We start from the raw sequence: 26,436 nt of genomic DNA on the forward strand, positions 1-26,436 counted from the left end.
GAATAGGGAAAAGAAAGAGCAAACATGTTGCAAGTTGTAGAGGTAAGGAAAGAAAAGTGCAAAAGGAATGCAAGTAAAGAAGAATAGGAAAAAAAGAGCAAACATGTTGCAAGTTGTAGAGGTAAGGAAAGAAAAGCGCAAAAGGAATGCAAGTAAAGAAGAATAGGGAAAAGAAAGAGCAGACATGTTGCAAGGTAAGCGTCAAATATTCCCCACCTACTATTTGTAAATAATCCCTGAGATAATCTCCTTACATAATACATGTGAAGGTTTATTCAAAACAAATCCAAAATGTTACTATAAAAAAGAACCCTAAGATTAGGGTTCCAACATAAATCATTTAAAGTTTTTTATAAACCTACTTTGTCGCTTTTCGTCCTACTAATACCCAGTACAGAGATAAGCTGAAAAAGACAATCAGTACGAGAATGAATAGGATATTACTAAACATGGAAGCATCCGCATTGTTTATCATTCCTAGGAAGCTTTTTTTCATTGCGGAATGGTCCATCATCGCAGCTGTGTAGGCAATTCCGATTGACATCGCGACATTCAGTGTTAAGTTATAAAATCCGATTGCTGTTCCTGTTTTTTCTTTCTCGATTGTACAAATGCAAGAATTAAGTAATGGTGCATACAAGAATGCAAAAGAACTGGAAAATAAAACCATAGATATTACGAATACAACAACAGAAGTTTTGATAAAGAATCCACCTAATAGTAAGCTGATCATAATGATACACATAGCGAGTGTAATACATTGCTTGCTTCCCATAACCTTTGCAATTTTTCCAGAAAGAGCCCCAACTATAGTCGCTGCTATATAACCTGGAATCAATAAAAGTGAAATTGTATCTAGCTTCAAACCATAAATCTTTTCAAGCAAGAATGGAAATAGGAAAATATATGCTAGTTGTACAGAGTAAATGATAAACGCAACGCCAAGTAATGAGATAAACTGCTTATTTTGGAAGAATGAGATGCCAATAAAAGCAGTTGATTTCTTACTGATATATGTAAGGAACAAGGTAATTGCAACAATAAATAAGATCAGGTAAAGCCAATTGAAATCTGTAATATATAGTAGTAGGGACGCTGAAATAATTCCAACTAGAAATAATCCTAATACATCTACATTACTATTTTTCGCTTCTTCCTTAGGAAAATATTTTAAAATAAAAGGAAGAGTGAAAAGTGTTACTAAAGATAGTAAAAATAGGTTTGTCCAATGGAAATATGTTGAAACATAACCTCCAGTTAATGCACCGATAAGCTGTGAAAGAGCAAAACTACTTGTACTAAATCCTAAATATTTCTTTTGTTCCTCTATAGGTAAATGCTTTGTGACAAATATGACATATAACGTTTCAGCTGATGCTAAACCAGCAGTTTGGATAATTCGTGAGACAACAACTAGTAAAAACGAGTGCTGAAAAATATATCCCATGACTGAACCGGCACAGATTAAAATAATCCCAATACTAAGAAGTTTTCTAATACTAACAGAATCCGCTAAAGCCGCGTAAACGACAGCTCCAATTCCTATCACAAGGCCAGCTAATGTTGCTTGCCAGCTAACTGTTGTCGCTGAAATTTGAAAATCCTTTGCTATATCAACAGAAATAATCTTAAATGAATTGTCAATTACCAAACATAATAGAAATAACAGTAAGGTAACAGGTACTGCTTTATTGGCACTATATTCCTGAGTTTTCTTCATGCTTACATCTGAATTTATTGTAGACATAGTGATATTTCTCTCCTTTTGTAATTTAGGAAATCGTCTTCTTGAATCATAATTGTCTAACTATTAATTGATGATTGGATGGCTCAGTAGTTTCTACGCCATTTGTTTCATATGCGAGATTTCCTTGTGCACAGTTGTACCCATATTTGTTTTTTCCTTTTTATGATATTTAAAAAAGGGAACGTTTTCATGAATGATTGAAAGTAAATTGATGACACTTTCATAATTGCGTGTGGTAACTTTCTACAATATTGTATAGTTGTCTAAAGAACCTGTATACATCTAAAAAAATGACAAGGATACCACATACCTTGTTTGTATGATGTTTACAAGGTAGCATTTGCTTGAATAACGAAAAATATTTTACATTTTGACGACACTTTCTATTAGGGGTACCGCCACACATCCATCAACGTAAGGATTTAGACTATTTTTGAAGTTAAAAGCACGTCACCCTTTCTCATTAACATAAGGTAAACGTAAAGTAACTCTGCATCTAGGAGGTAAATCCGTTGACCACGGCAAGACTTTATCAATTTCTTCTTTATTGTTTAAATCGATATTAGGAAGTGTTTCAAACAAATAAAGAAGATAATGATAGGGACTTAAATTGTTCTCTTTTGCGGTTTCAACCACACTATACATGATGGTACTTCCTCTAGCACTTCGCGGTGTATTTGAGAACATCCAGTTTTTTCTCCCAATTACAAACGGTTTAATAGAACGTTCACTTCTGCTGTTATCGATTTCTAAATGGCCGTCTAATAAAAAGGCTTCATGATGATTCCATTGATTCAAACAATAAGTGATGGCTTTTCCTAGAGCGCTTTTTGGCAAAACAAGATTTTTCTGTTCATGAAGCCATGCCGAAAAAAGGTCCAGAATAAGCCTGCTTTTTTTGACGCTGCCCATATCACTCGGTAGGGTTGACATGTTTGCGCTTCCTTTCAATCGAATAGAGTTGATTACAGAAGTGTAAGCCTTCACTTGTCTTCACTTTTTTCCCCCTTCTGTGAATCAGGTAAAGTTTTTAAGGCTTCATCAAACTTCCGTCTGGCATGCACCCAACATCCCACAAGAGTGACATCCGGTACTTAATGATAACCGCTATATCCATCTACTTGTAAATACCCTTGAAAACCAGTTAAAAAACGCTTCGGATGTTCCCCTGTTCTTGTGGGCTGATAGTCATAGAGAACAATAGGGATATCCTCTCGCCCCGTACGGTATAACCACAGATAGGACTTGGTTGTTGCGGCCCAACCAGGTTCACGTAAGACTTGGAAGGTTGTTTCATCCGCATGAAGGGTGGTTCGAGTAAGTAGATATTCATGCATCCTTTCATACAGAATCGCTAACCATCGATCAGCCCCATATAATAACCAATTTCTTATCGTTTGTCGTGATAAGAAGATCCCCATCCGTTCAAAATGCTTTTCTTGACGATAAAGAGGAATAGGGAAAAGAAAGAGTAGACATGTTGCAAGTTATAGAATTAAGGAGAGGAAAGCGCAAAAGGAATGCAAAGTAAAGGAGAATGGGAAAAGAAAGAGCAAACGTATTGCAAGTATTGAATTAAAAAGAAGAAACCGCAAAACTTTTGATTATCTGTTACAATAGATTAAATATAATTGTAGAACAGATTTTTATTAACAAAACTAATTTGTTGGGATCCATGGTTTAGGGAGGAGTATGAAGTGGATAACTTATTACAAATGTTCCGAGATGCCTTGTTGATCTCTGAGCCAATTTATAAATCAAATGAGCCTTTATGGACAAAATGGAATGCATACTTTAATGATGTTGAAAAAAATAATAATAAAGTATTAACTTCATCTTATGCTTCCCCTTCATTTACTGCATTAGTATCGTGGTTAGAGAAAAAGCAAGAGTCCGGAATTACATTATTACAAATTTATGCAAAAATTGATTCTTATAAGGAAGAAATATATACGGAAATTGAAGGATTTATAGAAAAAGAATTTCAGAATGTAGCACCTTCAAATTCCATAATATTAGAAAATGATCAAAATATAGATAAGACAAATATAGTGAACCATGAGGATTATTACGAGGTAAATAACTCTGCTGTTTATTATAAACTAAGAGATGGAATTGCAAAGAATCAATTTGAAGAAGATGAAAATAGAAAAGTTTTACAATATCCCATTGAAACGAAGTCTTCTAATGGTGTTGCGCAACTTTCTTCACACAAAGATGAAGATTTAAGACTTACAAACACTGAAGAAGCGGCTCGATGGAATACTCTTGTTGATGATGTAATGAGTAATATGGATGATTTAACGGCAGATTGTTTAGATGCAATTACAATACAGTGGATAAACGAAGCAAAATCTCCAGATGAGTTCATTGATTTTTCTTATGAGCAAGTTTTAGAGATGTGCAACATTCCAAAGACAATCGTCAAAAATAAAGAATATTATCGAGCTGAAGATAAAATTAAAATAGCAAAGAGAATTGCTGCTTTAGCGAGTATTTTTATCTATTTAAATGATGATAACGAGGTAGTAGTATTAAATGATCGGGATGATGAAGGAGAACGATTAGAATTAAAGCGTGAGGTTATTAAAAGGTTATTTGTATTAGATTCGGTTGTATTGTGGAGACATAGTGTTACAAATGAATATATGGGTATTGAATCTTGTCGTATTAAGCCCGGAAGCTTTTTAACTAATTACTTATATGGATCAAATAATACAACGGCTTTATTGTCTAAAAAAGCACTTGAATACAATAGTTATAGACATAAATATCATAAAAGGTTAATTCGATATCTAACGTGGCAATGGAGAATTAGACAAATGTATTCATCATTGAAAAAGCCTTATTCTATAGGAGGGGACAAGGGGTTACTATCAGTAATGGACATTCCAAAAGATTGGAAGCCGAATCGTATTAGGGAACAGTTAGAAAATGTTCTAATGGATTTAGAAAATGAGAAAGTAATCTCTCATTGGGAGTATAGTGATCCGCTTGATGAACAACAAGTTGGGAAACGTAACTGGTTTAAAAATTATTACGCTAACTTAGGAATAACTATTTTACCACCTGAGGAAATGCTACAATCAATGGATAGGGTAATCGGAAAGAAGAGTATAGAGGAACCACAAGAACAATTACTTGAAGTAACAGTTGTTGAAGAGGTAAGGAAGACTGTAGAATCAGTCGAACAAATAGAGAAGAAGATCCGTGACAAAATACTGAAAGTGCATAATGAAAAAAAAGTAAGCATTCGTGAAATAGCAGATGAAATTAGTATTTCACCATCTACGTTGTCTAGATTTTGTAATTATAAAACAAAACGTCTGTCTAAAAAAGCATTAGAAAAGTTGACAAAATGGTGTGAAAGACAAGAAATATTAGAGAAGATGTAACGTAGACTAAAGACTGCTTTTAAAATAAGTCAAATTAAAAATACACATACATTATGTATGTGTATTTTATTTATTATCAATTATAAGAGGCTGAAATACCTTTATAAGTAATAATTTTGGCGGGCTAAGGTCCTGGAATTAAAAAATTGATATGGTTATTCTGTTTAATCGACTACAATTAAATTTCTTGTCTTATCGATATGGTTAAGTAACATATGATACTCTTCTTCATACATAGTTAAGCGTTGTAGAAGGGATTGATTCTCTGCTTCTAAATATTCAATTTGATTTTGTAAATTTGTTAATTCATCCATTTCTTTATAATTTTGTAGAAAGAGAATAATGTTGTCTAATGTCATAGACAAAGAGTTTGTTTCCTTTTCTGGTTGGGAGGGGGAAATGTTGTTTCCCACTTTTTGATTTTGTTTTGCTTGTTGTATTTCTTCTTCGTATTGTTTTCGCACGTATGAATTCCAACGAAATCCGCAAGCTGCGGGTGTCCTAGCTAATTGCTTTGCTACTTCTTTGAATGCAGCTAACTGTGTTCCACCGTTACGAATATTCTGAAGTACTATTGATGCGAGAAATAAATCGTCATCGTTAGTCCAGGAATCTTGTCTTGAAATTACCATTTTTTCAACCTCCCTTATATGTTTTATATTACATATATGCAAATACTGAAAGGGATAGAAGTTAAAGAACTTCTATTAACATCATTTGTATTTGAAATGACAGATACTTATGATAGCTTACGTCTCTCTAAATTCTCTGTAAATTGATTGCTTTGAAAATCCCAAAACAAGAAATTATTAGAAGGGATTTTATTGAATATGATAAAATTAGATAAAAATATCAGATGAAAGGTGAGGAAACAGTGAAGAGGATTACCATTTCTTTTATTTCATTGTTATCGCTAATGATATTATTGAGTGGATGTAGTCTAAATGCTGATTCAAAAACAGATTTGTTTCAATATAAGAATTCATATGTAGGTGACAACAGTGCAGTTGGAAATATCGTAAATCAATTGGCACATAACAAAGAGTTAAATCAAATTTCACTTGAGACCAAGAAAGAACCATATGGAATTATTTTGGAATACAAAGATTTAGATGTAAAAAAAGTAGATAAAGAAATGAAGGAAACTGTTATATCAAACTCTACATTTCTTTTTGCTTTAATTAAAAATGTAGATTGGATTACATTCAAATTTCCAGACCAAGAATTCTCTGTAACAAAAGAGAAATTACAAGATTGGTACAACAATAAATTGGATGGGTTTGAAAATGAACAAGACTTAAAGAAACTGATACAGGAACACTTGAAGTCTGAGGACTCAGTTAATCAGTTTTTTCACCAGTAAAAGCAAGAGTGCCCTAATCCAGAGCACTCTTATTTTTAGGGTATTATCAACAACTATCTTTAACAGAGCCATTTTTAAGTATTTGTTGTAGCTTAAAGGATTTGATAATGGTTATGATATAATAAAATTCAAGTATAATAAGGGGGATTAATTAAATGATTTTTCAAAGCATGATAACAGCTTTTATAGAAAAATTACAAGAGACGGTGAATCCCTATTGGATAATTGTGTTTGGATCAACGGCTGAGAACAGAGAACGGGAAGATAGTGATATTGATATAGCTTATTTAAGTGACATAACTTTAGGGAATTATGAACGTTTTTTATTAGCGCAGGAGTTAGCAAACATCGTTAATAGAGATGTTGATTTAGTTGATTTATCCGAAGCTTCTACAGTTTTTCAAGCCCAGATTATACATACAGGAAAGACAATATTTTGTTCTGATGAAGAACGGAAGATTATTTTTGAAATGAAAACTTTAAAAATGTATTCAAAATTGAATGAGGAACGCCAGATAGTATTCGATGATATAAAGAAAAGAGGTTCTATATATGAAGAATGAGGTTATTTTAAATAAAATTTCCACAATAGAGCGTTGTATAAAAAGAATCCAAGATGTGTATGGAAATGACCCTGAAAATTTAGAGGATTATACAAAGCAAGATTCAATAATATTGAACATACAAAGAGCTTGTGAAGCAAGTATTGATTTAGCAATGCATATTGTTGCTGGGAAAAAGTTAGGACTACCTCAATCTAGTCGAGAGGCCTTTGATTTATTGGTTACAGCAGGCTTACTTAGCGCAGAGCTAGCAAATAAGTTAAAGGCGATGGTTGGATTTCGTAATATTGCTGTTCATGATTATCAAAGTGTAAATTTGGATATTGTTCGCCAAATTATTGAAAAACATTTAACCGATTTTAAACTATTTACGAAAGAAGTTATGGGGATATTGGAATTTTAGGCAAAAGAACAGAATAATGAAGTTGAGAAAGAAAGTAATTCTGAGACTTCCGAACCAGCTATTGAAACAATCACTTTTTGTCGTAAGAAGAAACGCGGTCATAAGGATGAGTCTGTCCAAAACCTTCCGATTGAAATGGTTGAATATCGTTTGCCTAATGAGGAGCAGGTTTGTTCGTGTTGTAGTGGTGCTTTCTTCGAAAAAATTTCAAAATCTGTACAACCTGTTACAAATCAAATTAAAGCGAATTGGAGTAATTTAAGTGATATTTTGCAAAATAGTCAAACTATCGTTCGAGTTGTAAATGAATTATCACACATTGCAAATACATACGCGAATAGCAGTAGTAATGTTGAGGCAAGTATGAAAGAGCAAGAAATATATGTACAGGATATTGCAGAACTATCAAATTCATTAAGTTGGCGTTCACAAGAGTTACAAGAATTAATTGGAGAGTTTAAAAGTTAATAGAATAAATAAGGTGTAGGATTAATCCATTTGAAAAAGCTTTTTTGATATTGGATAGAAGAAACAGTATATGTAGCAAAGAAGGCACAACTTTACATAAAAGACTCATTCTAATTAGAATGAGTCTTTTTGTTAATTATAATTTATATTTCGTAAATTATGGGATTACTTTAATAAATGTAAAAAGTGAGTCGTTTGGGCTGCAATTTTGATTGAGGTAATTGTCTCTTTAATAATGTAACAGTGTGCGTGAACTACTCGCCACTTAGCAAACCTTGAAGAGGGAGCTTCTCAGTTCCACGACGAAAGCAACCTTTCGTCTCCCTGAGCGTTACTTCGGGGTGTTCCCCCCTAGATGTCCAACGCTTGGACGCCCTTTTGGTACGGTTGATATTTTACGCAGGAACCGAATTGCTTGGTTTTCGCACTCTGTTTTCTCCCTGCAACCTCATATATCAAATTATCAAAGAACTTCATATAGCTAGTTTATCAAAAGTTTTTGGCTATGCCAAACCGAAATTCATCTCCCACCAACCGTTGGGCTAGCGCCCTTCATACGCTTGAGAAAGGAGAATTCTTTCGGTAAATTCGCTAAAGTGACACTTGATTACCTATAAAAACTCATTGTATTTGATGTATGGTCGATAGAAGTGTAGATAAATGAGTTATACAACTAAAAGAATATTTTTTTGCATATTTTATTGGAAATAGAGCATGATATTACCAAAATCAATGGAGGTGTGTAAGAAATGCAAATTCGCGAAAATAATAATTCAAATGAAATTTTGGTAGCAGCTGCAGCAAGTGCTATTGAGCAAATGAAGTATGAAATTGCTCAGGAGTTTGGTGTTACACTTGGACCGGATTCAACAGCACGAGCAAATGGTTCAGTAGGTGGGGAAATTACGAAACGCTTAGTGCGTATGGCGCAAGAACAGTTATCAGGGCAATATAAAATTCACTAAGAGAAAATATGTGTTTGAACCAAAAGATAGGGAAGGAGTGTGAAAGTATTATTCACACTCCTGTTTTATCGTGTATAGGTAAAGTGTTTAAATCAACTAAATGGCTAACGTTGCTCATTTAATGATAGTTAGCTTTTTAGATGTACTCCAACAGTAGAGTAGTTGATTCATTTAATGTTTTCAATGGAGATAAATTAGCATTCATAAGCTAAATTTCATGAGAAAATAGAAAAACCACCCTTAATGAGTGGTTTCTAATAATTATTTTTGGATTATACATTTAAAATTAGGCGATAAGATAAGTGGGCAAAGCTAAATCAATAAGAGATACTTTATACATTTCTATTATTTTGGTTCTGGATAATGATTGTAGTACGAGATTCTAATAAATTCTTGGTAGACATTTGTTAATTTAGCATCTCTAAGAGCATCGTTGAATCTTTGCATACGTACACTACCTTGAGCGTAGCCTCCACCAGGAGTATAAGGATTTCTAGCTTCAAAGTCATCCATAAATGCTTTTAATTTTTTATAGTCTTGAGATTGATAGAAAGCAGTGGCTTCTTCAGGAGTAACATCAAAGTAAGAAGAAGATGTTGAGTTATAAGAAGCTGCTTGAGCAGTAGGTGTCTCTAGCATAGTTGCAGCTCCACCAAACATAGTAAGTGCCATAGAAGACACAATGATTTTTTTAAACATAATAAAACCTCCACGTAGAATATTTGGATTAATAGTAATCCTGTAATTATTATAGTTACAATGAAAATGATTATCAAATGCAATGTTGCATAATTTATGATGTGAACGAGAAGTCCCTCCATCTCTAAATGAAGGAATGTAACAGGGAATTAATAGGTTAAGTGTACAGAGATAATAAAGTTGTTTAAAAAACGCCGGTCATGTTATTCAACAATTTGGCCATTTAATGGAATAAAGCTTATTGAGTTAACCGGGACAGGTTGATTAATAAGAAAAGGAAATGAAACCAGTTTTATAGAATTAATTAGGTAATTCATTTTCCTGGAGGGATAACTGAATGGCTGAATTGATTTATCATGTTGCAGTTGCACTAGATAACTTTATTGCAGATCAAGGTATGATAGATGGAAATATTAATAATTCTAGCTTTTTATTTGATGGGGATCATGTCCCAGACTTTTTATCAGATATTCATCAATACGATGCCGTATTGATGGGTGGAAAAACATATGAGTTTGGATTTCAATTCGGTGCTAAACCAGGTGAACCTGGCTATAAGGGCATAAAACATTACATATTTTCAAACTCCATGCAGTTTGAGTCAAACGAAGAGGTCGAACTTATCAAAGGTGATGCTATAGGATTTATTAAGAATCTCAAACAGCAGGGGAAGGGTAAAATTTGGCTATGTGGAGGCGGAGAATTAGCTGGGTCGTTGATTAAGCATAAACTTATTGATCAATTGGTGCTGAAGGTTAACCCAATTATAGTCGGTGAAGGTATTTCTCTATTCGGAAGCGTAAAGCCACGTCTTAACTTAAAGTTAGTGGACATGAAACAGTACTCTAGTGGAGTTGTCAAACCGACTTACAATATTATTTATACTTAGGATTATCCTAGAGAACCCCTGTCTTTAATTAATTTTCAACAATAAAATTTCAACCAATTGTTCAATAAAAGGGCGCTTTATGACTTAAATAAAAAACACTTACAAGTGTACTTATAATTATATTTAGGTTAGATAAGTGAAACAGTTGAAATTAAAAGGACCACACATTTTAGATATGTCTAATATGTATGGGTGTCGCTTTTAAATAAGGTCACGGTGTTTATAAAAAAGACACGATGTTTTGAATAAAGTCGCGATGTTTGCAAAAAAGTTACGATGCTTTACCCCTTTGTATATAGTTATCAAAGGGGTTTTTATAGTGAAAGGAAAAGTACGTCTGAATTAAAATGTCATTATGCATAATAGAGAACTATGTAAAGATCCTAATTGTAAATTTTGTGCTGCTAATAACCAATAAATAGAAAAGTTTGAAAAAATACATTAATTATTTAGTTTTTGATCCTCTTACATATTAATCAAAAATATAATAATGGGTAAGGAGGAGAAAGATATGGCTACTATTCGTAAAGAAATCGTAATTGAAGCAAATGCTGATCAAGTATGGGGCGCAGTGAGTGATATCGGTGCTGTACATCAACGGTTTGTACCAGGGTATACTTTGGATACCCGGTTAGACGGTAATGATAGAATTCTATATTTTCCACATGGAGGAGTAGTACGTGAACGGATTGTTTCGATTGATGCCAAAACATATCGGTTCTCTTATGCAGTTGTCGAAGGAAGTAATCCACCCTTAATTCATCATCATGCTTCTTTTCAAGTTTTTGCAAAGGATGAGAACGAAAGTATTCTCGTCTGGATCACTGATTTTCTACCAAATCATACAGAACCTGAAATGAGAATTCGCATTGATCGAGCATCCCAAATAATAAAGCAGACCATTGAGAAGGAAGTAAAATAGTAAACTCAGAAAAATAAGATTGAGCCATCATCGCTCAATCAATCCAGATTGTGAAATATTATACTTAAAGTAACGGGTAGCGTTAGTTGAAGAAGAATTAAGTGATTTTAGGATTGAGATCATATTTTAGTTATTCCATTAAAGGGCGCTATTGTTGAATAAACCTTAGATTTTTAAACGACTTTATTGTTATATTTTTGAGTACAGTGAAGTATCTTATATCGAAAATTAAACAACTATATTTTAACTCCGTCCTAAATTTAGAACGGGGTTATGCTTGTTTTAGGTTTTAAAATTAAATAGCTTTATTGTCCTTTTACATTAAGAGTGGTATACATATTATTTGGGTTAACAAGAAAACCAAATAGAAAGGCTATTTTTAGTTGGAGAAATTTAAAAGGCCTTGTCATTAAAGAGAGGGCCTTTCAAAAAAGAATGACAGTTGATAACTGAAGGTACCATTATTGGGATTTGAATTCCATTCGTTTTGTGTTGAGAAATATAGATTCTATTTTGTAGAAGGTGAGATGAAGAGATGCTTCTTATAGATTTTGCAATACGAGAAAGCAAAAGTAGAATTTTAATTCGTCTTTAAACAAGGGATAGAAAAATTACTTTTGCTTAGCAAAGCATGTTAAGCCTCATTCAATGTCAAGTAATTGACTATAAAATAATCCTTTCAAAACAAAATATAGTCTGGCTAAAAAATTAGAGGGTATCAATTCATTGAAGCAGTAAAAAACTGTTTTCAGGATAGGTGTCCTTTTTGGTTTGAAAAAGAGAATATATTTTCTCAACAGGACAAATGGTAATCATCTATAAGTACTACTTATAAGGATAATAGGAAAATAGAAATGATTAATAAAGGAGAATGTGAAATGATATCATTAATACCTGATAGAGATCTAGCTGAAATCCGCGAAGAAGATGTAGATGTATTAAAGGTAATGGCACATCCCGTTCGATTACAAATTGTAAAAGAATTAATGCATCACAAAATATGCAATGTTACACAGTTAACAGAAATATTAAGACTCCCACAATCCACTGTTTCACAGCATCTATCAAAATTAAGGGGAACCGTACTCCGTGCAGAGAGAAGAGGATTAGAGATGCATTATTATATAAATAATGCTAAGGCTCGTCAGATTGTAGGAATTTTAGGTTTGTAGGTAAATGATAAGCAAAAAGTTCCTTTTTATAAAATAGGGAACTTTTTGCATGTTTATCAAAGTGTGTACCATTACAAAAAAACATGAAATTTAGAAAGGATGTCGATCTAGGATGTTTTTGTATAGAGCGAATTGGGGAAGGGATGAGTAGCAGCTACATTACATCTTAAAATAGCACACATGTAAAATTGCATACAATCTATCCTTGATAACTAAATAAAAATGTAACTGTAATGATTACATTGAATAGAACTCTAAATTATTTATTCATATAGGATATCAATGGAGGTGATAGAAAATGTATATGAAAAAGATGATTTTAGCGAGTTCACTTGATTTTGTTCTACCGTATGAAAATAACACGTATGAAATAGTTCAAATTGTTCAGTAGTATTATGAGATTTTGAGTAATAGAGATACAATTGTTAATTCTTATTAAAAGGATTTATAGCGCAAGAATTATTTTAATTGATAGATATGAGAATCCTATTTTCAAAGGGTATGCTGAAAGAATTCAGAAATAGTACATTAGATAAATGGCTAATATTTCTGCGGTTTTCACATTAAATAAAAAGTAATATTTGTAGTCGAAATAATATCCTATTATACATTTATATAAATTTAACAATTTAAAAGGTGGAATATGAAAAATAAGAAGAGTTTCGTAAAAGTTGGATTAACGACGGGCGTAATGTTGTCTGTGATTATGCCATATAGAGGGGTCCATGCAGCGAAAGATGCACTAAAAGGAAAAACAGAACAAGCATTATCATCAAGGCAAATTAATACAGAATCGAAAGTAAATTATAATGTAACGCAAAGTCGTAAATCTTATGATGGTACAACATTGGTACGTCTGCAACAAACATATGAGGGACGTGATGTATACGGATACCAACTGACAGCACATATTAATGATGACGGTGTACTTACGAGTGTTTCAGGGGATAGTGCTCAAGATTTACAACAACAAGAAGACTTGAATCAGTCTATTACTCTATCAAAAGAAGATGCAAAGAATCAGATATTCAATCTATACGGGAACGATCTCACATTTGTTGAGGAACCAGAGATTAAAGAAGTAGTGTATGTAGACGAAATTACGAACAAAGCTACAAATGCATATCAAATTAACTTTAGTGCATCTACACCCGAATATGTATCTGGAACAGTATTAATTGATGCTTTTAATGGAAATCTATTAAAGGAAATAGTCCAAAAATTAGGGATACAAGTAGATAAAAATATAGTTCAATCTGTGACAACGAATAAATCACAAAATCCTTCCGGTTTAACTGGTACAGGAAGAGATGATTTGGGAGTTAATCGTACATTTGGAATTTCATAACGAAGCGATGGTACGTATATACTTGCAGATTATTCCCATGGTAAAGGTATTGAAACGTATACTGCAAATTATAAAGACTATAACAACTATAGAAGAAATGCTTGGGGTTACCTTGATGACTTCGTTACAAGTAATTCTAAAACATTCACAGATCCTAAGGCTGTCAGTGCACACTTTTTAGCAACAAAAGTATATGACTTCTATCAAGAGAAATATGGATGTAACAGTTTTGATAATAATGGCCAAAAGGTAATTTCAGTTGTTCACGGTTGGAAAACAAATGGCTCTAATTCAGGAGACCCTACAAAATGGTTCAATGCTTTTAGTAATGGGGCTATGTTGGTATCTGGAGATCCAATTGTAAAAGCATACGATGTGGCAGGTCATGAATTTACACATGCGGTTACAAGCAATGAGTCGGGACTTGAGTATGCAGGAGAGGCCAGTGCAATTAATGAGGCCTTATCCGATATTTTAGGTGTAGCGGTTGAAAAGTATGTTAATAATGGAAAATTTAATTGGACAATGGGAGAACAATCAGGTCGTATTTTTAGAGATATGAAAAATCCGTCATCAATATCTTCTAGATATCCTGAAGATTATAGACACTATAACCATTTACCTATTGATGCTGATCACGATCATGGTGGCGTGTATACAAACTCTAGTATTATTAACAAAGTAGCTTATTTGATTGCTAGTGGTGGGAATCATAATGGGATAGACGTACAAGGTATAGGAGAAGATAAAAATGTTTGATATCTTCTATTATGCGAATACGGATGAATTAAATATGACTTCTGATTTTAAAGAATTAAAAGAAGCTTGTATTCGAGTAGCAACAAACTTATATGGTAAAAGTTCATCAGAAGTACAAGTTGTCCAACAAGCTTTTAAAGCAGCGTATATTTAAATATTTAGTAGTATTCTTTTATTTAGATAATAGTTTAATGATATTCTTCTAATAATGAAGAGATATTTTCGAATTTTCGTTTTATATAAAAGAAAAAAACGCTATTTAACGGGGGAAATGGCGTTTTTTTCTTATTTAAATTGTTTCGCCTTATGCATTCGCAGGTGCAGGCGGTCTCCCGTGATCATAGGCAGGCGAATCAGTATGACCTTCACTATATACTAAATTAGTATTTTGTGGTGCAGGTGTGTCACCCTTGTTAAATGTAGAAAATTCAAGGTTATTACTAATACCAAAAGTCATAATTCCAGTTAACGCTAATCCTACTATTGTTAATCCAATCTTTTTCATTACTTTAACGCCCCTTTAGCTAATATTTTTTTTCTTGCTTCATTACTCATATAAAAATATTTACTAGCCTTCGCATGATTCTCTTCTACATAAAATTTATTCGCTAGTCGTTCTGCATATTCTTCAATACAATCCCATAATTCTTCTTTTTTAAAGTATGAAATTCCTGCTAATACAGCTGCTTCTAATTCTGTAGTATTAGATGAGTTGTTCATCCTTTCTAAAATTTTAAAGCGATATTGATATTCAATATTTTCTAATTCATTACAGATGGCTAAACCTTTTTCAATGAGATGAGATGCAACTGCCGTTTCACCTAATTTTAAATGCTCATCTGCTTGCAAAAATAGGGCTTTAAAGTGATTTGGTATGTTTTCCGTAACTTCTGATAAGTGACGAATTGCTAAAGAGGAAAGATTTTGGTTTGCATACAAGAGTCCGATATTATTTCTAACACGTAATAATAATGTTTCTTCATTTTTATTTTTTAGAATATCTATAGCGGCGGTAAAACTTTCTTCAGCTTGTTCAAATTGCCTTAAATCTATACAAGATAGACCAAAAACATTGTCACATAAAGCAACATTAATGTCATAATCTGTGTGTTTAGAAAAATAATTTCTTGCTACTCGTATGTGGTCAATAGCTAAAAATGGTTTGTAGATTTGATAGTAAAATGAAGCAAAGCGATAATTAAATTCAGCTTTCTCTAATTCACTTAGTGTGTAAAATAATAGTTTTTCGGCTTTCTCAAAATGTTCTTTTGCCTCATTGTAGTCTGTAAGAATTGTGCTGTGAATTGCTTTAAAAAAATGATAATAATAGGATAGAAGGCTGTTATCGGGTATATCAAAGGAGTTAATTTCATTAAAACTAACTTTTGTAATGCTAAGCCCATCTGTCAGCACTTTATATCTGAAGTCTAATAATGAATAGTATAATAATAAATTTTCGTCTTCTTTTATAATATCAAGTTTGTCTTCAACTTCTTGCTTTAAGTTCGTTGCTTGCATATTTTGAAGTCGTAGTATAGTTTGATACCAATCATTTAGTAAACTTGATATTTGTTCATTTCCCTGTATTTGAACGTTCATGAAATCCCCTCGCCTTTTAGAATATTTTATAAATAATGATAGCAAGGATAGAAAGTAATGGATATTGTTTTTGGATATTTCTCAACATTTTAAAAATAAAATAATACTATTGGAATTAGATAATTTGATATGTGGATTAGTATCAAATGCTAAGATGAAAATTTGTTTGGAAGATAAAGTGTGTTTTGAGTGGCATAGGAATATTATTTTAAAATCTTACAGCGTAATATATAATTTTAAGTGGGGAAAAATAGGAGAGACTAATTGAGTTATCCATAAAAGGAGATTGCTACATGTACAACTGTAATCAATGTGGGACAGAAATGATCATGCAATTGCAAGATAGATACCGAGAATATTGTCCAAAATGTCAAGGGCTCAAACCAAGTACTTTAGTATACTATAATTTACATGAGCTTTTAGAATATATGGAAGCTAATGAGTACATGAGTAAGGAAAGTATGCTACATAACTTTTTAAAATGGGAGTTCGTACTAACAAAAGGAAGTATATTTAAATTACATCTAGATATAGATAGATATGATCAAGTAGGCGATGGGAAATTAATAAAGCAATTAGACACATATATGAAGGGAATCCGATTAAAATTAAATGTTAAATACGAAGATGATTATATCTGGATTAAGGTCAACTAAGTGGGATCCTGCTTGTAATGTGTTTGTACAGGTTCTGTTGCAAAGTTTGAAAAAAACATAAACAGGTTGGTAAATGGGGAATAATGTTTAGGAAATAGGTAGTAATTGTTGAAGTTCATTGTACGTTGAAAAGGCGGAGTTTCTTTGAAGCAGAAGAATATCATCAACATTTTTATAAAAAGAACCCGGTGAAATATGCTCAAGAGCGCAAAGAATCTGGTCGTGAAGAATTTATTAAAGAAAATTGGAAAAAAATAATAAATAAGTGTTTAAAGGTCTATGAAAAATAGTTTCATAGACCTTTATTATATTTCGATATAAATTTTCTGCTTACGTATTCTGTTCATTTTTCAACTGCAACGCAATCAAACTCGCAAAATCATGCACAAGTGTGGCAGCTAAAAGGGACGTGATTTGCGCTTGATCATATGGCGGTAATACTTCTACTAAGTCGAAACCAATATAATTAAAACCGCTTAATGCTCGCACCATGTCCAGCGTCTCTCGACTATTAAATCCCCCTACCTCTAGCGTACCTGTACCAGGCGCACAAGATGGATCTACAAAATCAATATCAAATGTTAAGAAACATGGCGTATCACCAATTGTTTCTCGCATTTGCTGGAGAATGCTTTCAAAACCACGATTGCATAATTCTGCTGTTGTAATGACGTTATAGCCTAATTCACTACTAGCTTCTATATCACCAGGATGATTCAATGTTCCTCGGATTCCAATTTGGAATACCTTATCTGGTTGTAATAATCCTTCCTCATGTGCACGTATAAATGGCGAACCATGCCAATATTTTTCTTCATAATACGTATCCCACGTATCTGTGTGAGAATCAAAATGAATCATCGCGACAGGGCCATGAACTTTAGCTGCTGCACGAAGACTTGCTAATGTAATAGAATGATCTCCGCCAAGTCCTATTGGAATGATTCCTTGCTGCATTAATCCAAAAGCAGCTTCTTCAATTAAATCATAGCTACGATGAATATTATGCGGGATAACAGAAACATCTCCAATATCAATTGCATTTGTATCATCAAACGGGTATACATGGTGAATTGGATGATAGGGAAACAACGTCATTGATGCTTGACGAATTGCTTGCGGGGCAAAGCGCGCACCAACGCGAAATGACGCTGCTGTATCAAATGGCATTCCTAAAATAGCAATTTTTGCTTGATCATTACTAGAAGGTAACCTCATAAATGTACCTGTCGTACAAAATTCTGGTTTTACGTCTGGTGTGAGTGGATATTTCATTTTGCATTTCCCCTTTTTAAGCATGATTTTTCACATTTAAGGAAACATCCCTTAAATCATTTTTTCTTTTATTATGCAAAAATTGTGCCATGTAAAAAGGGATTCATTACTTTCTCTCCTTGCTTTTTGGCCTATGTAAAATTGAATAAACCATACTATAATGCATAAAAAGGACGTAAACGTAAAGTATCTTCTAATATTTTTATTCGGCGGTTTATTAATATATGTTATTGGAACAACGATTCCTATTTTAGTGATTTTGATTCTATTTTTGGACCTATGTTTAATTCATAAAAATTGATTTATGGGCTGCTTTTAGAATTCTTTCTAAAAAAGAAGTGTAGCTGTATAAAAAAGTTTGATTAAAACTGAGTACTATTTGTAAGTATATTGTTTATAATCCTAGACATAGTAACTATGCTGAACGGATTCGGTATTGGTTGCTTGGGTTTCGTGGGATATGGACTTCTTATTTTAACAATTCTTTTTAGTATTGGTTTTGCTACGATTTAATAATAGGGGCAGTTAAAAGAAAGGATGTCAATTAAATGATAGGCTCATTGTATACATTATTAGGTCCAAACTTCTTTTTGGGGTACTTTGTATCATATCTAGCTTGTAACAATAAAGACGTGGTATGAGATAAAGGCAGTTATGATAAGGGAATGAGGAAACGAGAGTAGTTTTTCGTGTTATGTCCGTATGTAAACTATTTCTTCATGATTTTGGTCATTTTCATAATAAAGTTAATCATGTGGTTAATTGAAGGGTTTACAGACTAGAGAGGGGGGGAGGAACTGGTATATTTATTTCTAATATTTTTGTTTGCAGTTGGATTATATTTCTTAGTTTTCGATAACCCTTATATAACTATATTTATTATATTTCTTATAATGGTAGGGAAGTCATTATATGACAGTAGAAAGAACAAACAGTAATCGAGACCACAGGAGGGAGTTTGCGAGTAATAGTGATTTATGTGGTTCTATTGTTCGAGAAGGAGATTACGGACAATCGAAATATATGTGAGAACATTAAGGGGGTAGCCAAAATACTACCTCTTTTTTACTTATAACCTACCATGAAACTAATTTTTGATATGTATCCAATGTACCAGTCACTTCTATATGAAATGCTAGATTAAATATTAATTTCGACGAAAATAGAAGATGCCCTTTTATTTGTTAAATTCACAAAATGAAAGAAAAGTGTCTCTACAGTTCATACTTGTATATACACTTTTCTTTCAAAAATATCTTTATTTATGTCACGAATTTAAATGCCCCACCAGGTAGCACCATTAAAACCGTCAAAACGTTGTAGTACCATTAAAACTATCAAAACCATCAAAACAATTAGAGCAACCACCGCAACCACCGCAACCACCGCAACCACCGCAACCACCACAACCAAAACCAAAACCAAAACAACCGAAGCAACCAAAACAACGGAATCCACCACAACGAAATCCACCACAACGAAATCCACCACCACAACGGAATCCACCACCGCCACAACGGAATCCACCACCGCCACAGCGACGAGCATCATCTTCAATATAGTAATATGGATATTGGTTTTGCTGGTCCCAATACACAACATTTCCAGACTGATAATCATTAAGGCTTAACGCTTGTAGTTCTTGTTGAAAATTATTCATTTTCATGACCCCCGTTTATAAACTAAAACCCCATCGATGCTTTCCTATATTTCTGTTCGCTAAATCTAAGTAGAAATAGCGCTATAAACTAAGCTCAATACGTACACCAACAAAATATGACCTATCACTAGATGATGCAACTTGTTCATATGCCTATTTTTAGGTTGTTTTTACTATGGGCTCATTTTTATAAATGGAAATTATAAAATATGAATTTAAACAATAACATTTAGATTTATGTCATCATTTTCTAGTTCTATAGCTTAAGCGTGGTAGTTTTTTGCGTGATATCTTTTAGTCATAACCTTTCTTTAAAAATTGCCTTTGAATTAGGTTGCTTTGAAACAACAAAAGAATTTTTTAGTATCGCTCATAAAAAGTCGGAGGGAAGGTGTTTTGAATATAAAGATGTGAAGTATCTTAAATTCCTTAAAAGTTAGGATTGTAGGATAAGTGGTAGATAGATTAATTAATTAATTAACATATTATGGATAGAGTAGTGGTTTGTTATTGTAGATGGATTTTAGTATTAAAAAAGAAGTATGGGGGTGTAACTTGTGATAAGTTTTGGTGCTAAAAATCGGCAAGTAGGTGGGGGGACATATATTCTGGCAAGCTTTATATATTTAATTTGTGAAGCAATTTCAGCGATAGCTTGGTCTACACCTCGTTATAAGTATTATTTTAATTTTATTAGTGATTTAGGTGTACCGATGTATGCAGTTTTTGATGATCGGACTGTAAACTCGCCGTTGTATTATGTGATGAATTTTGGATTTTTTGCACATGGTATCCTATTTTTATGGGGTTTTTGTATAATCATGAATCTATTCTCTGTAAGAGATAGAACGGTTATCTTGGGATTATCTATAGTTCATTGTATTGGAATTATAATGGTTGCAATTTTTTTAAGTTATGATTATTGGGGATTAAAATATCATTTTATAGGTGCTGTAATGGCTATATGTGCAGGGAATTTTGCTTTGCTGTATACAGGACTAGTATTAAGTAAATGTAAAGATTGCAGAAATTTTTCTCTTTTAAGTGTGAGTTTAGGAGTAATAGGAATCATTAGTGCGTGTTTGTGTAAATTCAACACCCTTGGTTATCCAGCAGTGTTTGAAAGAATATCTGTTTATACAATTATGGGATGGGACATATTGTTTGGAATACTTCTAATAAAGGGGGTGTATGTAAATATCGTTCGTGAATCTAAAAAGTGTGTAACCTGAAAATAAAATTTAAAAGTAATCATGACTTTATTCTCAATAGGTAGTTGTTTTTGTGATTTAAATTATAACTTCCCCATTCCGGAAAGGCTCGAACTTAAGACCTCCACGCTGTCAAGATAAGAAACACATATTTTACGTTTCGGGAATATGGAGCGAAAAGCTAGTTGTATCAAGAGTTTATAAGGTATTCTATAGTTTTTTTGTGCAAATCCTGTAACGTAGAAAAATGAAATTTATTGACCAGAATGTTGACCAGCTTTTAACTAGTTTTCTGTAAGTTTAAAGAAAGGTTTGTACCAAGATATTGTGACTATACCTGTTGGATACTATTAATTGTGAAGCTAAATAAGGCGACAATTTATTAGAGTAAGGTTAGTTAGTTTAAATGTAAGAGTTAGATGTTTAATCAAAAGGAGATTGAATATAGCTACGATAGTATTAGTTTATGATACGGTGAACCGTATCATAAGTAAGCACATAGTTATTTGAGGAAAAAGTATCAAATAATCTCTTTGATGCTTCTTTCTTCTATTAGGTTTTTACTAATTCATTTTACTAAGGTTTATATCCTTCTGTCATATAAAAATAACGGAATTCTTCACATCTCTAAATCATACTTCATTTTCTTCTTAATAAATGATTATTTAATCCATATAGTGAAGACCACGGCCGCGCCACAAAAATTTTTCTAATGACCTTGCAACAAACCACAACGAAAATTACATATTTGTTTTTTAACATAGTAAATTTTAATTAAAAAATAAACCACTTTATAAAATTGGAAATTCTGAATCGAAAAAGAGAGAAGAGCATAAGGGGTTTTTGGGCCCAACTAGGGGTTGGGACTAGGCGGGGCCTAGCTTAAACGTGGGTACATAAAAATTCCCAGGATGTCCACTCACTGACGACATCAAACCCTCCAAATGCCCCATTATGTCCCTAGGTGTAGACTCAGTGAGTACACAAAGTTCCTTTGATGTCTCCATATGAGTACTCACTAAGGACATGACATTTTTAATAAATTGCAATCAAACATTACTTTAAAATACTAAAAGAGATCAATCTAAATTGAGTAATTAATTTGTATGGGGATTGTATATAAAAAATTAGCTATATAAAAAAACCACAAGAGCACTAAACTCTTGTGGTTTCACTTTTACGTAAAGACTAAATGACTTTAGTAACTAATTTTGAACTTTCTCCTATAATCTCTAGTATAGAAACGGAATAATTCGCCAAGTCTTGGACTGATATTGTTTATATTGTTCACCAAACAGTGTAACAAGAATTCTTTTTTCAATTTTTATACGATACGAATACGCGAGGAAAAATAAAATGATATTTATGATAATGGCAATGAACGAAGATGAAGATATAGCAAATCCTAAAAAGGTCAAAAAAGACCCTAAATAACCAGGATGGCGAATATATTTATATAGACCGTTTTGAATTAACTTATGTTCCCCCTGCATTCCGACATTCCTACTGTAAAATCTCCCTAATATTTTCATTGAAGAGGATCTTATCCATACACCAATTAGCCCGACAATAACACCAAAAAACAGAAATGAATTAATCTTATTTATTGTAAAGAAATACATAATCTCTGGAATGGTTAACATCAAGGCTAAAACTACTCCGATAAAAAAACTAGAACCACGATTTTGTTTTTCTTCTTTAACAGGTGAACTTCTATGAAATTCTAATAATAAATACAGAAAAATAGGTAAATATGCTATGAAAAACATAATTCTTTTTCCTTTCAATAAAAGTATTTTATGATTAATTCATTTATTTTTATCAATTAGCTCACGAAATTTGGAGATCCTTTCAGAAATAACTAATTGCTCTTCCTTGTTCCATACCTTTATTTTTGCAAGTAATGGCACATAATAATCAGGGATTAACTTTTCAATATAGTCTTTAACTTGTTCTGAAGAGCCTTTTAACTTATATAATCTTCGTCATTGGAAGTTATTGCCATATCCCCGTTCGGAAAGAGAGTTAATTTTTGTTTTTCTAACAGTTGAATAATCTTATCTAACTTTTGCTCAACTGGATTTTGCTTTTTGTGACTGCTGGTATACCGAAGTATACGTATAATCCCGCCAAACAGTGCACCGATGATTACTGCAATAATGATGTAATAAATAGTGGTTCCTAAAGGCATTATTCAGAACCATATTTTTCCTTATCATACCATTTAGAAGATGTGATATGTTGTGTAATTTTGGGTGTATATCGTATTCATGTGAGTTTAACATAACGTCTCATTATCGATAGCAAAGAAAACGTACAAACCTCTGATGTCATTGTGTTTTTACGTTTTTTCTTTTTATTATGCTATACATGATTTTATACATTGTAGAGATACTAGGGTTTTTCCAGCTTACGAATGTCCTGTGTTAGTACAAAACCTTGTATAAAATCTTGTATAAATGAAAACAAGTGATAGGTGAATTATTAGGAAAAAGGGTATATCATTGCTATAGCGAATATATTTTTGAGGTGAAACGCTATGAAGACGTTTTATAGTCCTGGCGACGTGGCAGAGCAATTAAGTATCCAAATCTAGCACATTACGTAAGTATGCTGATGTACTCGAAAAGGAGGGTTATACCTTCATAAAAAACGAACGTGGGCATAGGAAGTATAGAGAAAGCGATGTAATGGTATTCCGTAAGGTTATAAACCTAAAGAACGACACAGACATGACATTAGAAAATGCCACAAAGCAAATAGTATCATGGCATCAAGGCGTTGAAGTGTTGCCATTAGAGCGACATGAAGTTGAGCGCTATGAAGAACCAGATTTCAACGCTACAACGCTACAGACGATGATACAGGATCAAAAAGAAGTCATTGAAAAGCAAAATGACTTATTACAAGAATTAACCAGACGATTAACAGAGCAAGACCAGCGATTCGCACAAAGAGAATCGGAGTTATTGAGCGCTATACAAACGATACAGGAATCCCAGGTGCTTATAGCGACAAATTCTAGCGAAGAAGTGGCGAAGAACCAAGACCGTGATGAAATGCTTATGCAAACAATAAGAGAAGTCCAAGAAGTTAAGAAGATGATTGCAGCAAGTAAAGATAAGAAATGGTATGAGTTTTGGAAATAATCTTTTATAAAAGTAAAGCTTAGAGTCATATGAGAACTCTGAGCTTTTTTGGATACTACTGCTAAGTGGTATTATGTCAATTAAAGGTATATTAGGATGTAATTTTTTTGAAAACTATACACGGCTATTCTGTAATATTAAAGATAAGTAATAGTATATAGGTTTTTTTAAACCAACATCCTATCTATAATGTTGCACATTTTATTTATAAGATGAGAGGAGAAACTAGATTGAGAGAATGTTGTTTTAAAATAAGTTTATCATTAGAAGAAGCTAAAAAACGTTATTGTGATTGGATGAATAAAGATATCGAATTTCAATTAGATGAATATGGGAATTTTATCGATGAATCAGTGTGTTTTTCTGAACATGAAGATGGATGGACATATTTTGTAGACCTTGAAGGCGAAGCATTCTTTGGTCTATCAAATGTATCTTGGATAGAACTTGCAAAAGAGAATTCTGTTACATACGCTTACTATGATGAAAATTTTAATGCAGAACTTATAATTATAGAAAAAGGCTCATTAATAAGAGAATTTTCACTTTATGAAGATGAACCAGATAATAATATAGATTTCGGAGAATTTGAATATGAAAAAGGTTCAACAATAAAAGAATGGAATGATGTAGTAACTTTTCTTGAAAAAGAATTAATCATTTAATTAATAATGTGTTTAAATATAGCTTTTTTATTAAAATTTATTATTCAAGTAACAAGTAGGTTAATTTAATAATAAGCCAAAAGGATCTTCTAATTGAAGATCCTTTTTTACTGCCTAAAATGTGACTTATGTAAAAAGCTAGTATAAATCTAGCTTTTTCTTTTTTTGTTTATAGGTATTTTTAACTCTTTATTTATAGTGTTTTGAATGTATACTTTTATTATATAAATTGAGGATATCAGGGGATTCGGTGAGAAGTCAATGTTTAAGGGGAAATGAATGTAAACTAATATTGAAAAGTTTACATTCACTTTTTCTCGGAAATATTTTAATTAAAAAAACTGAAAATTAAAATATTTAAATGTATAATAAGGTATAGAAGATATTGAAGAAATAAATAGAGAAGAGGGAATATCGTATGACTAGTTTAAAAAATGTTCTTGAGCTTGATTTTGCATATCTTGAAACCTTTACTAGCCGAATAGAGAAAACATGGGGTTCTATATTTTGTAATGAAAGTAACCCATATTATTATGATGCAAATCATGCACATGTAAGTGTAGTAAGTTTAAATCCACAAATGATAGTAGATGAAGTAGTCCATTTCTATAAGTCTAAAAATATAGTACCTAGATTTTATATATACAACTTAGATATGCAAGAAAAACTGATTTCTGAATTACAAATAAAGAATTTTGGATTTGAAGAATTAATAAGTCCAGTTCAATTATGGAATAAGGAATTAACTAAAAAAGATAAAAATGAAAAAGTTACTATTGAAAAGGTATCTGAATTAAATTTTGAAGAAGCTTTAGATATTGAATGTAGTATAAAAGAGTTGGGAGGCGAAGTTAGAAAAAAAGCTTTTCAAGATGAATTCCAACATCCAGCATTCACTCACTATCTACTTAGATACAATGGAGTAGCATGTTCCATCGCTTGTATTTTTGAACATGAAAAACAAGCCCGAATGGAAAGTGTTGCTACAATTGAAAAGTTTAGAGGTAAAGGGTTAATAGGTGAACTTATTCACTTTATTCAAAGTGAAGTAATGAATAGAGGACTAGATAATCTTTGGGTGATCCCAATTAATGAAACAGTAGAAAAAGTGTATGCAAAGTATGGATTTGAAACAGTAGAAAAAATTAAAACGGGACATGCGTTTTTAGAAGGAAAAAGTATTAAAGAAATTCACGAGGGATAGAAAAAATCATTTTATTTTGCTAAAAAATATTTAGTTAACAAGTGTATTGAAAGTAAACTAATATTTAAAAGCTTACTTTCAAATCCAATTCAGAAACGGTAACTTTCATTTTTTTAGTTACGGGGTTTTTGTTGATATAAGGCATCACGACAAATTGGCGCTATGCTTTATATTAGGGTTTTAATAGTGGGAACTTTTCTAAATCAACACTTCAAACAAACTTTTTATAAAATGGAATGTTTTTTGGTTAAAGTTATTGAAGTTCATGCAATTATTCCTGATATCAGAAATATTGAAGGATTACAAGATGAATTAATATGAGGA

At 32.4% G+C, this 26,436-nt stretch carries 20 protein-coding genes and 6 pseudogenes; 16 read left to right on the top strand and 10 right to left on the bottom strand.

Annotated elements, in window-relative coordinates; genetic code table 11:
* Window positions 1–358: 358 nt before the first annotated feature.
* Both U860_RS0105150 and U860_RS31180 read right to left on the bottom strand, forming a co-directional pair.
* A complete protein-coding gene (locus U860_RS0105150) occupies window positions 359–1,747 on the bottom strand; it encodes a tetracycline resistance MFS efflux pump (protein ID WP_025147645.1) in 1,389 nt (462 codons plus the stop codon).
* A 450-nt stretch (window positions 1,748–2,197) separates the two neighbouring features.
* A pseudogene (locus tag U860_RS31180) lies at window positions 2,198–3,204 on the bottom strand (IS66 family transposase); the annotation flags it as partial.
* A gap of 240 nt (window positions 3,205–3,444) precedes the next feature.
* Here U860_RS31180 and U860_RS0105160 point away from each other — a divergent pair.
* A complete protein-coding gene (locus tag U860_RS0105160) occupies window positions 3,445–5,142 on the top strand; it encodes a hypothetical protein (RefSeq protein WP_025147646.1) in 1,698 nt (565 codons plus the stop codon).
* A 164-nt stretch (window positions 5,143–5,306) separates the two neighbouring features.
* Here the strand turns inward: U860_RS0105160 and U860_RS0105165 are convergent, their stop codons facing one another.
* A complete protein-coding gene (locus tag U860_RS0105165) occupies window positions 5,307–5,774 on the bottom strand; it encodes an RsfA family transcriptional regulator (protein WP_025147647.1) in 468 nt (155 codons plus the stop codon).
* Window positions 5,775–6,016: 242 nt separating this feature from the next.
* On the opposite strand from U860_RS0105165, the gene U860_RS0105170 reads away from it, so the two are divergent.
* From U860_RS0105170 to U860_RS0105190, 5 genes and pseudogenes are all read left to right on the top strand, one after another.
* Window positions 6,017–6,505 (top strand): DUF4825 domain-containing protein, encoded by a 489-nt coding sequence (locus tag U860_RS0105170; protein WP_025147648.1) that lies wholly within the window; start codon window positions 6,017–6,019, stop codon window positions 6,503–6,505.
* Window positions 6,506–6,660: 155 nt separating this feature from the next.
* The gene (locus U860_RS0105175; RefSeq protein WP_025147649.1) at window positions 6,661–7,068 is read left to right on the top strand and encodes a nucleotidyltransferase domain-containing protein; all 408 of its coding nucleotides are present in this window, start codon (window positions 6,661–6,663) and stop codon (window positions 7,066–7,068) included.
* Window positions 7,058–7,471, top strand: a complete 414-nt coding sequence (locus U860_RS0105180; RefSeq protein WP_000787545.1) for a DUF86 domain-containing protein — start codon at window positions 7,058–7,060, stop codon at window positions 7,469–7,471. Before U860_RS0105175 ends, U860_RS0105180 begins: the two co-directional genes overlap by 11 nt.
* Before the next feature lie 183 nt (window positions 7,472–7,654).
* A pseudogene (locus tag U860_RS0105185) lies at window positions 7,655–7,939 on the top strand (methyl-accepting chemotaxis protein); the annotation flags it as partial.
* A gap of 749 nt (window positions 7,940–8,688) precedes the next feature.
* Window positions 8,689–8,904 carry an alpha/beta-type small acid-soluble spore protein gene (locus tag U860_RS0105190; RefSeq protein WP_001167050.1) on the top strand — a complete coding sequence of 72 codons (216 nt, stop codon included), beginning with the start codon at window positions 8,689–8,691 and terminating at the stop codon, window positions 8,902–8,904.
* 345 nt (window positions 8,905–9,249) lie between these two features.
* Here U860_RS0105190 and U860_RS0105195 read toward each other — a convergent pair whose 3' ends face one another.
* On the bottom strand, window positions 9,250–9,603 hold the full coding sequence (locus U860_RS0105195) for a hypothetical protein (protein WP_025147651.1): 354 nt from the start codon (window positions 9,601–9,603) through the stop codon (window positions 9,250–9,252).
* Between the two features lie 337 nt (window positions 9,604–9,940).
* Here U860_RS0105195 and U860_RS0105200 point away from each other — a divergent pair, with 337 nt between their 5' ends.
* The 4 genes and pseudogenes from U860_RS0105200 (at window position 9,941) to U860_RS32785 (ending at window position 14,847) form a co-directional block, all read left to right on the top strand.
* Window positions 9,941–10,492 (top strand): dihydrofolate reductase family protein, encoded by a 552-nt coding sequence (locus U860_RS0105200; protein WP_025147652.1) that lies wholly within the window; start codon window positions 9,941–9,943, stop codon window positions 10,490–10,492.
* 511 nt (window positions 10,493–11,003) lie between these two features.
* Window positions 11,004–11,414: an SRPBCC family protein gene (locus tag U860_RS0105205; RefSeq protein WP_025147653.1), complete on the top strand. Its 411-nt coding sequence runs from the start codon at window positions 11,004–11,006 to the stop codon at window positions 11,412–11,414.
* An 878-nt stretch (window positions 11,415–12,292) separates the two neighbouring features.
* Window positions 12,293–12,586 (top strand): metalloregulator ArsR/SmtB family transcription factor, encoded by a 294-nt coding sequence (locus U860_RS0105210; RefSeq protein ID WP_025147654.1) that lies wholly within the window; start codon window positions 12,293–12,295, stop codon window positions 12,584–12,586.
* Between the two features lie 643 nt (window positions 12,587–13,229).
* Window positions 13,230–14,847: pseudogene (locus U860_RS32785) on the top strand (M4 family metallopeptidase).
* A gap of 150 nt (window positions 14,848–14,997) precedes the next feature.
* On the opposite strand, the gene U860_RS0105235 reads toward U860_RS32785, so the two are convergent.
* Window positions 14,998–15,198 (bottom strand): hypothetical protein, encoded by a 201-nt coding sequence (locus U860_RS0105235; RefSeq protein ID WP_025147655.1) that lies wholly within the window; start codon window positions 15,196–15,198, stop codon window positions 14,998–15,000.
* A complete protein-coding gene (locus U860_RS0105240) occupies window positions 15,198–16,292 on the bottom strand; it encodes a RapH N-terminal domain-containing protein (protein ID WP_025147656.1) in 1,095 nt (364 codons plus the stop codon). The genes U860_RS0105235 and U860_RS0105240 overlap by 1 nt, the downstream gene beginning before the upstream one ends.
* Before the next feature lie 293 nt (window positions 16,293–16,585).
* Here U860_RS0105240 and U860_RS0105250 point away from each other — a divergent pair, with 293 nt between their 5' ends.
* Together U860_RS0105250 and U860_RS34905 are read left to right on the top strand one after the other, a co-directional pair.
* Window positions 16,586–16,948, top strand: coding sequence for a hypothetical protein (locus tag U860_RS0105250; protein ID WP_025147657.1), 363 nt, complete (start codon window positions 16,586–16,588; stop codon window positions 16,946–16,948).
* A 140-nt stretch (window positions 16,949–17,088) separates the two neighbouring features.
* Window positions 17,089–17,238 (top strand): annotated as a pseudogene (locus tag U860_RS34905) (peptide-methionine (S)-S-oxide reductase); the annotation flags it as partial.
* 40 nt (window positions 17,239–17,278) lie between these two features.
* Here the strand turns inward: U860_RS34905 and speB are convergent.
* Together speB and U860_RS0105265 are read right to left on the bottom strand one after the other, a co-directional pair.
* A complete protein-coding gene (gene speB, locus U860_RS0105260; RefSeq protein ID WP_025147658.1) occupies window positions 17,279–18,223 on the bottom strand; it encodes an agmatinase in 945 nt (314 codons plus the stop codon).
* A gap of 1,309 nt (window positions 18,224–19,532) precedes the next feature.
* Complete coding sequence (locus U860_RS0105265; RefSeq protein WP_081806617.1) at window positions 19,533–19,889, bottom strand: heterocycloanthracin/sonorensin family bacteriocin; 357 nt, start codon at window positions 19,887–19,889, stop codon at window positions 19,533–19,535.
* 551 nt (window positions 19,890–20,440) lie between these two features.
* Between U860_RS0105265 and U860_RS0105270 the strand changes: the two genes are divergently transcribed.
* The gene (locus tag U860_RS0105270) at window positions 20,441–21,115 is read left to right on the top strand and encodes a DUF998 domain-containing protein (protein WP_025147660.1); all 675 of its coding nucleotides are present in this window, start codon (window positions 20,441–20,443) and stop codon (window positions 21,113–21,115) included.
* 1,211 nt (window positions 21,116–22,326) lie between these two features.
* Here the strand turns inward: U860_RS0105270 and U860_RS0105275 are convergent.
* A complete protein-coding gene (locus U860_RS0105275) occupies window positions 22,327–22,863 on the bottom strand; it encodes an isoprenylcysteine carboxylmethyltransferase family protein (protein ID WP_025147661.1) in 537 nt (178 codons plus the stop codon).
* Between the two features lie 263 nt (window positions 22,864–23,126).
* A pseudogene (locus U860_RS31190) lies at window positions 23,127–23,285 on the bottom strand (DUF4083 family protein); the annotation flags it as partial.
* A 348-nt stretch (window positions 23,286–23,633) separates the two neighbouring features.
* Between U860_RS31190 and U860_RS31195 the strand changes: the two are divergent.
* The 3 genes and pseudogenes from U860_RS31195 to U860_RS0105295 all read left to right on the top strand — a co-directional run bounded on the left by U860_RS31195 (window position 23,634) and on the right by U860_RS0105295 (window position 26,112).
* A pseudogene (locus U860_RS31195) lies at window positions 23,634–24,243 on the top strand (DUF3967 domain-containing protein).
* A 230-nt stretch (window positions 24,244–24,473) separates the two neighbouring features.
* On the top strand, window positions 24,474–24,908 hold the full coding sequence (locus U860_RS0105290) for a hypothetical protein (protein ID WP_025147663.1): 435 nt from the start codon (window positions 24,474–24,476) through the stop codon (window positions 24,906–24,908).
* A 418-nt stretch (window positions 24,909–25,326) separates the two neighbouring features.
* On the top strand, window positions 25,327–26,112 hold the full coding sequence (locus U860_RS0105295) for a GNAT family N-acetyltransferase (RefSeq protein WP_025147664.1): 786 nt from the start codon (window positions 25,327–25,329) through the stop codon (window positions 26,110–26,112).
* Window positions 26,113–26,436 lie beyond the last annotated feature (324 nt).

It is taken from the genome of Bacillus sp. H1a (genome assembly GCF_000633475.1).
In the GTDB taxonomy this organism is placed as follows: domain Bacteria; phylum Bacillota; class Bacilli; order Bacillales; family Bacillaceae_G; genus Bacillus_A; species Bacillus_A paramycoides.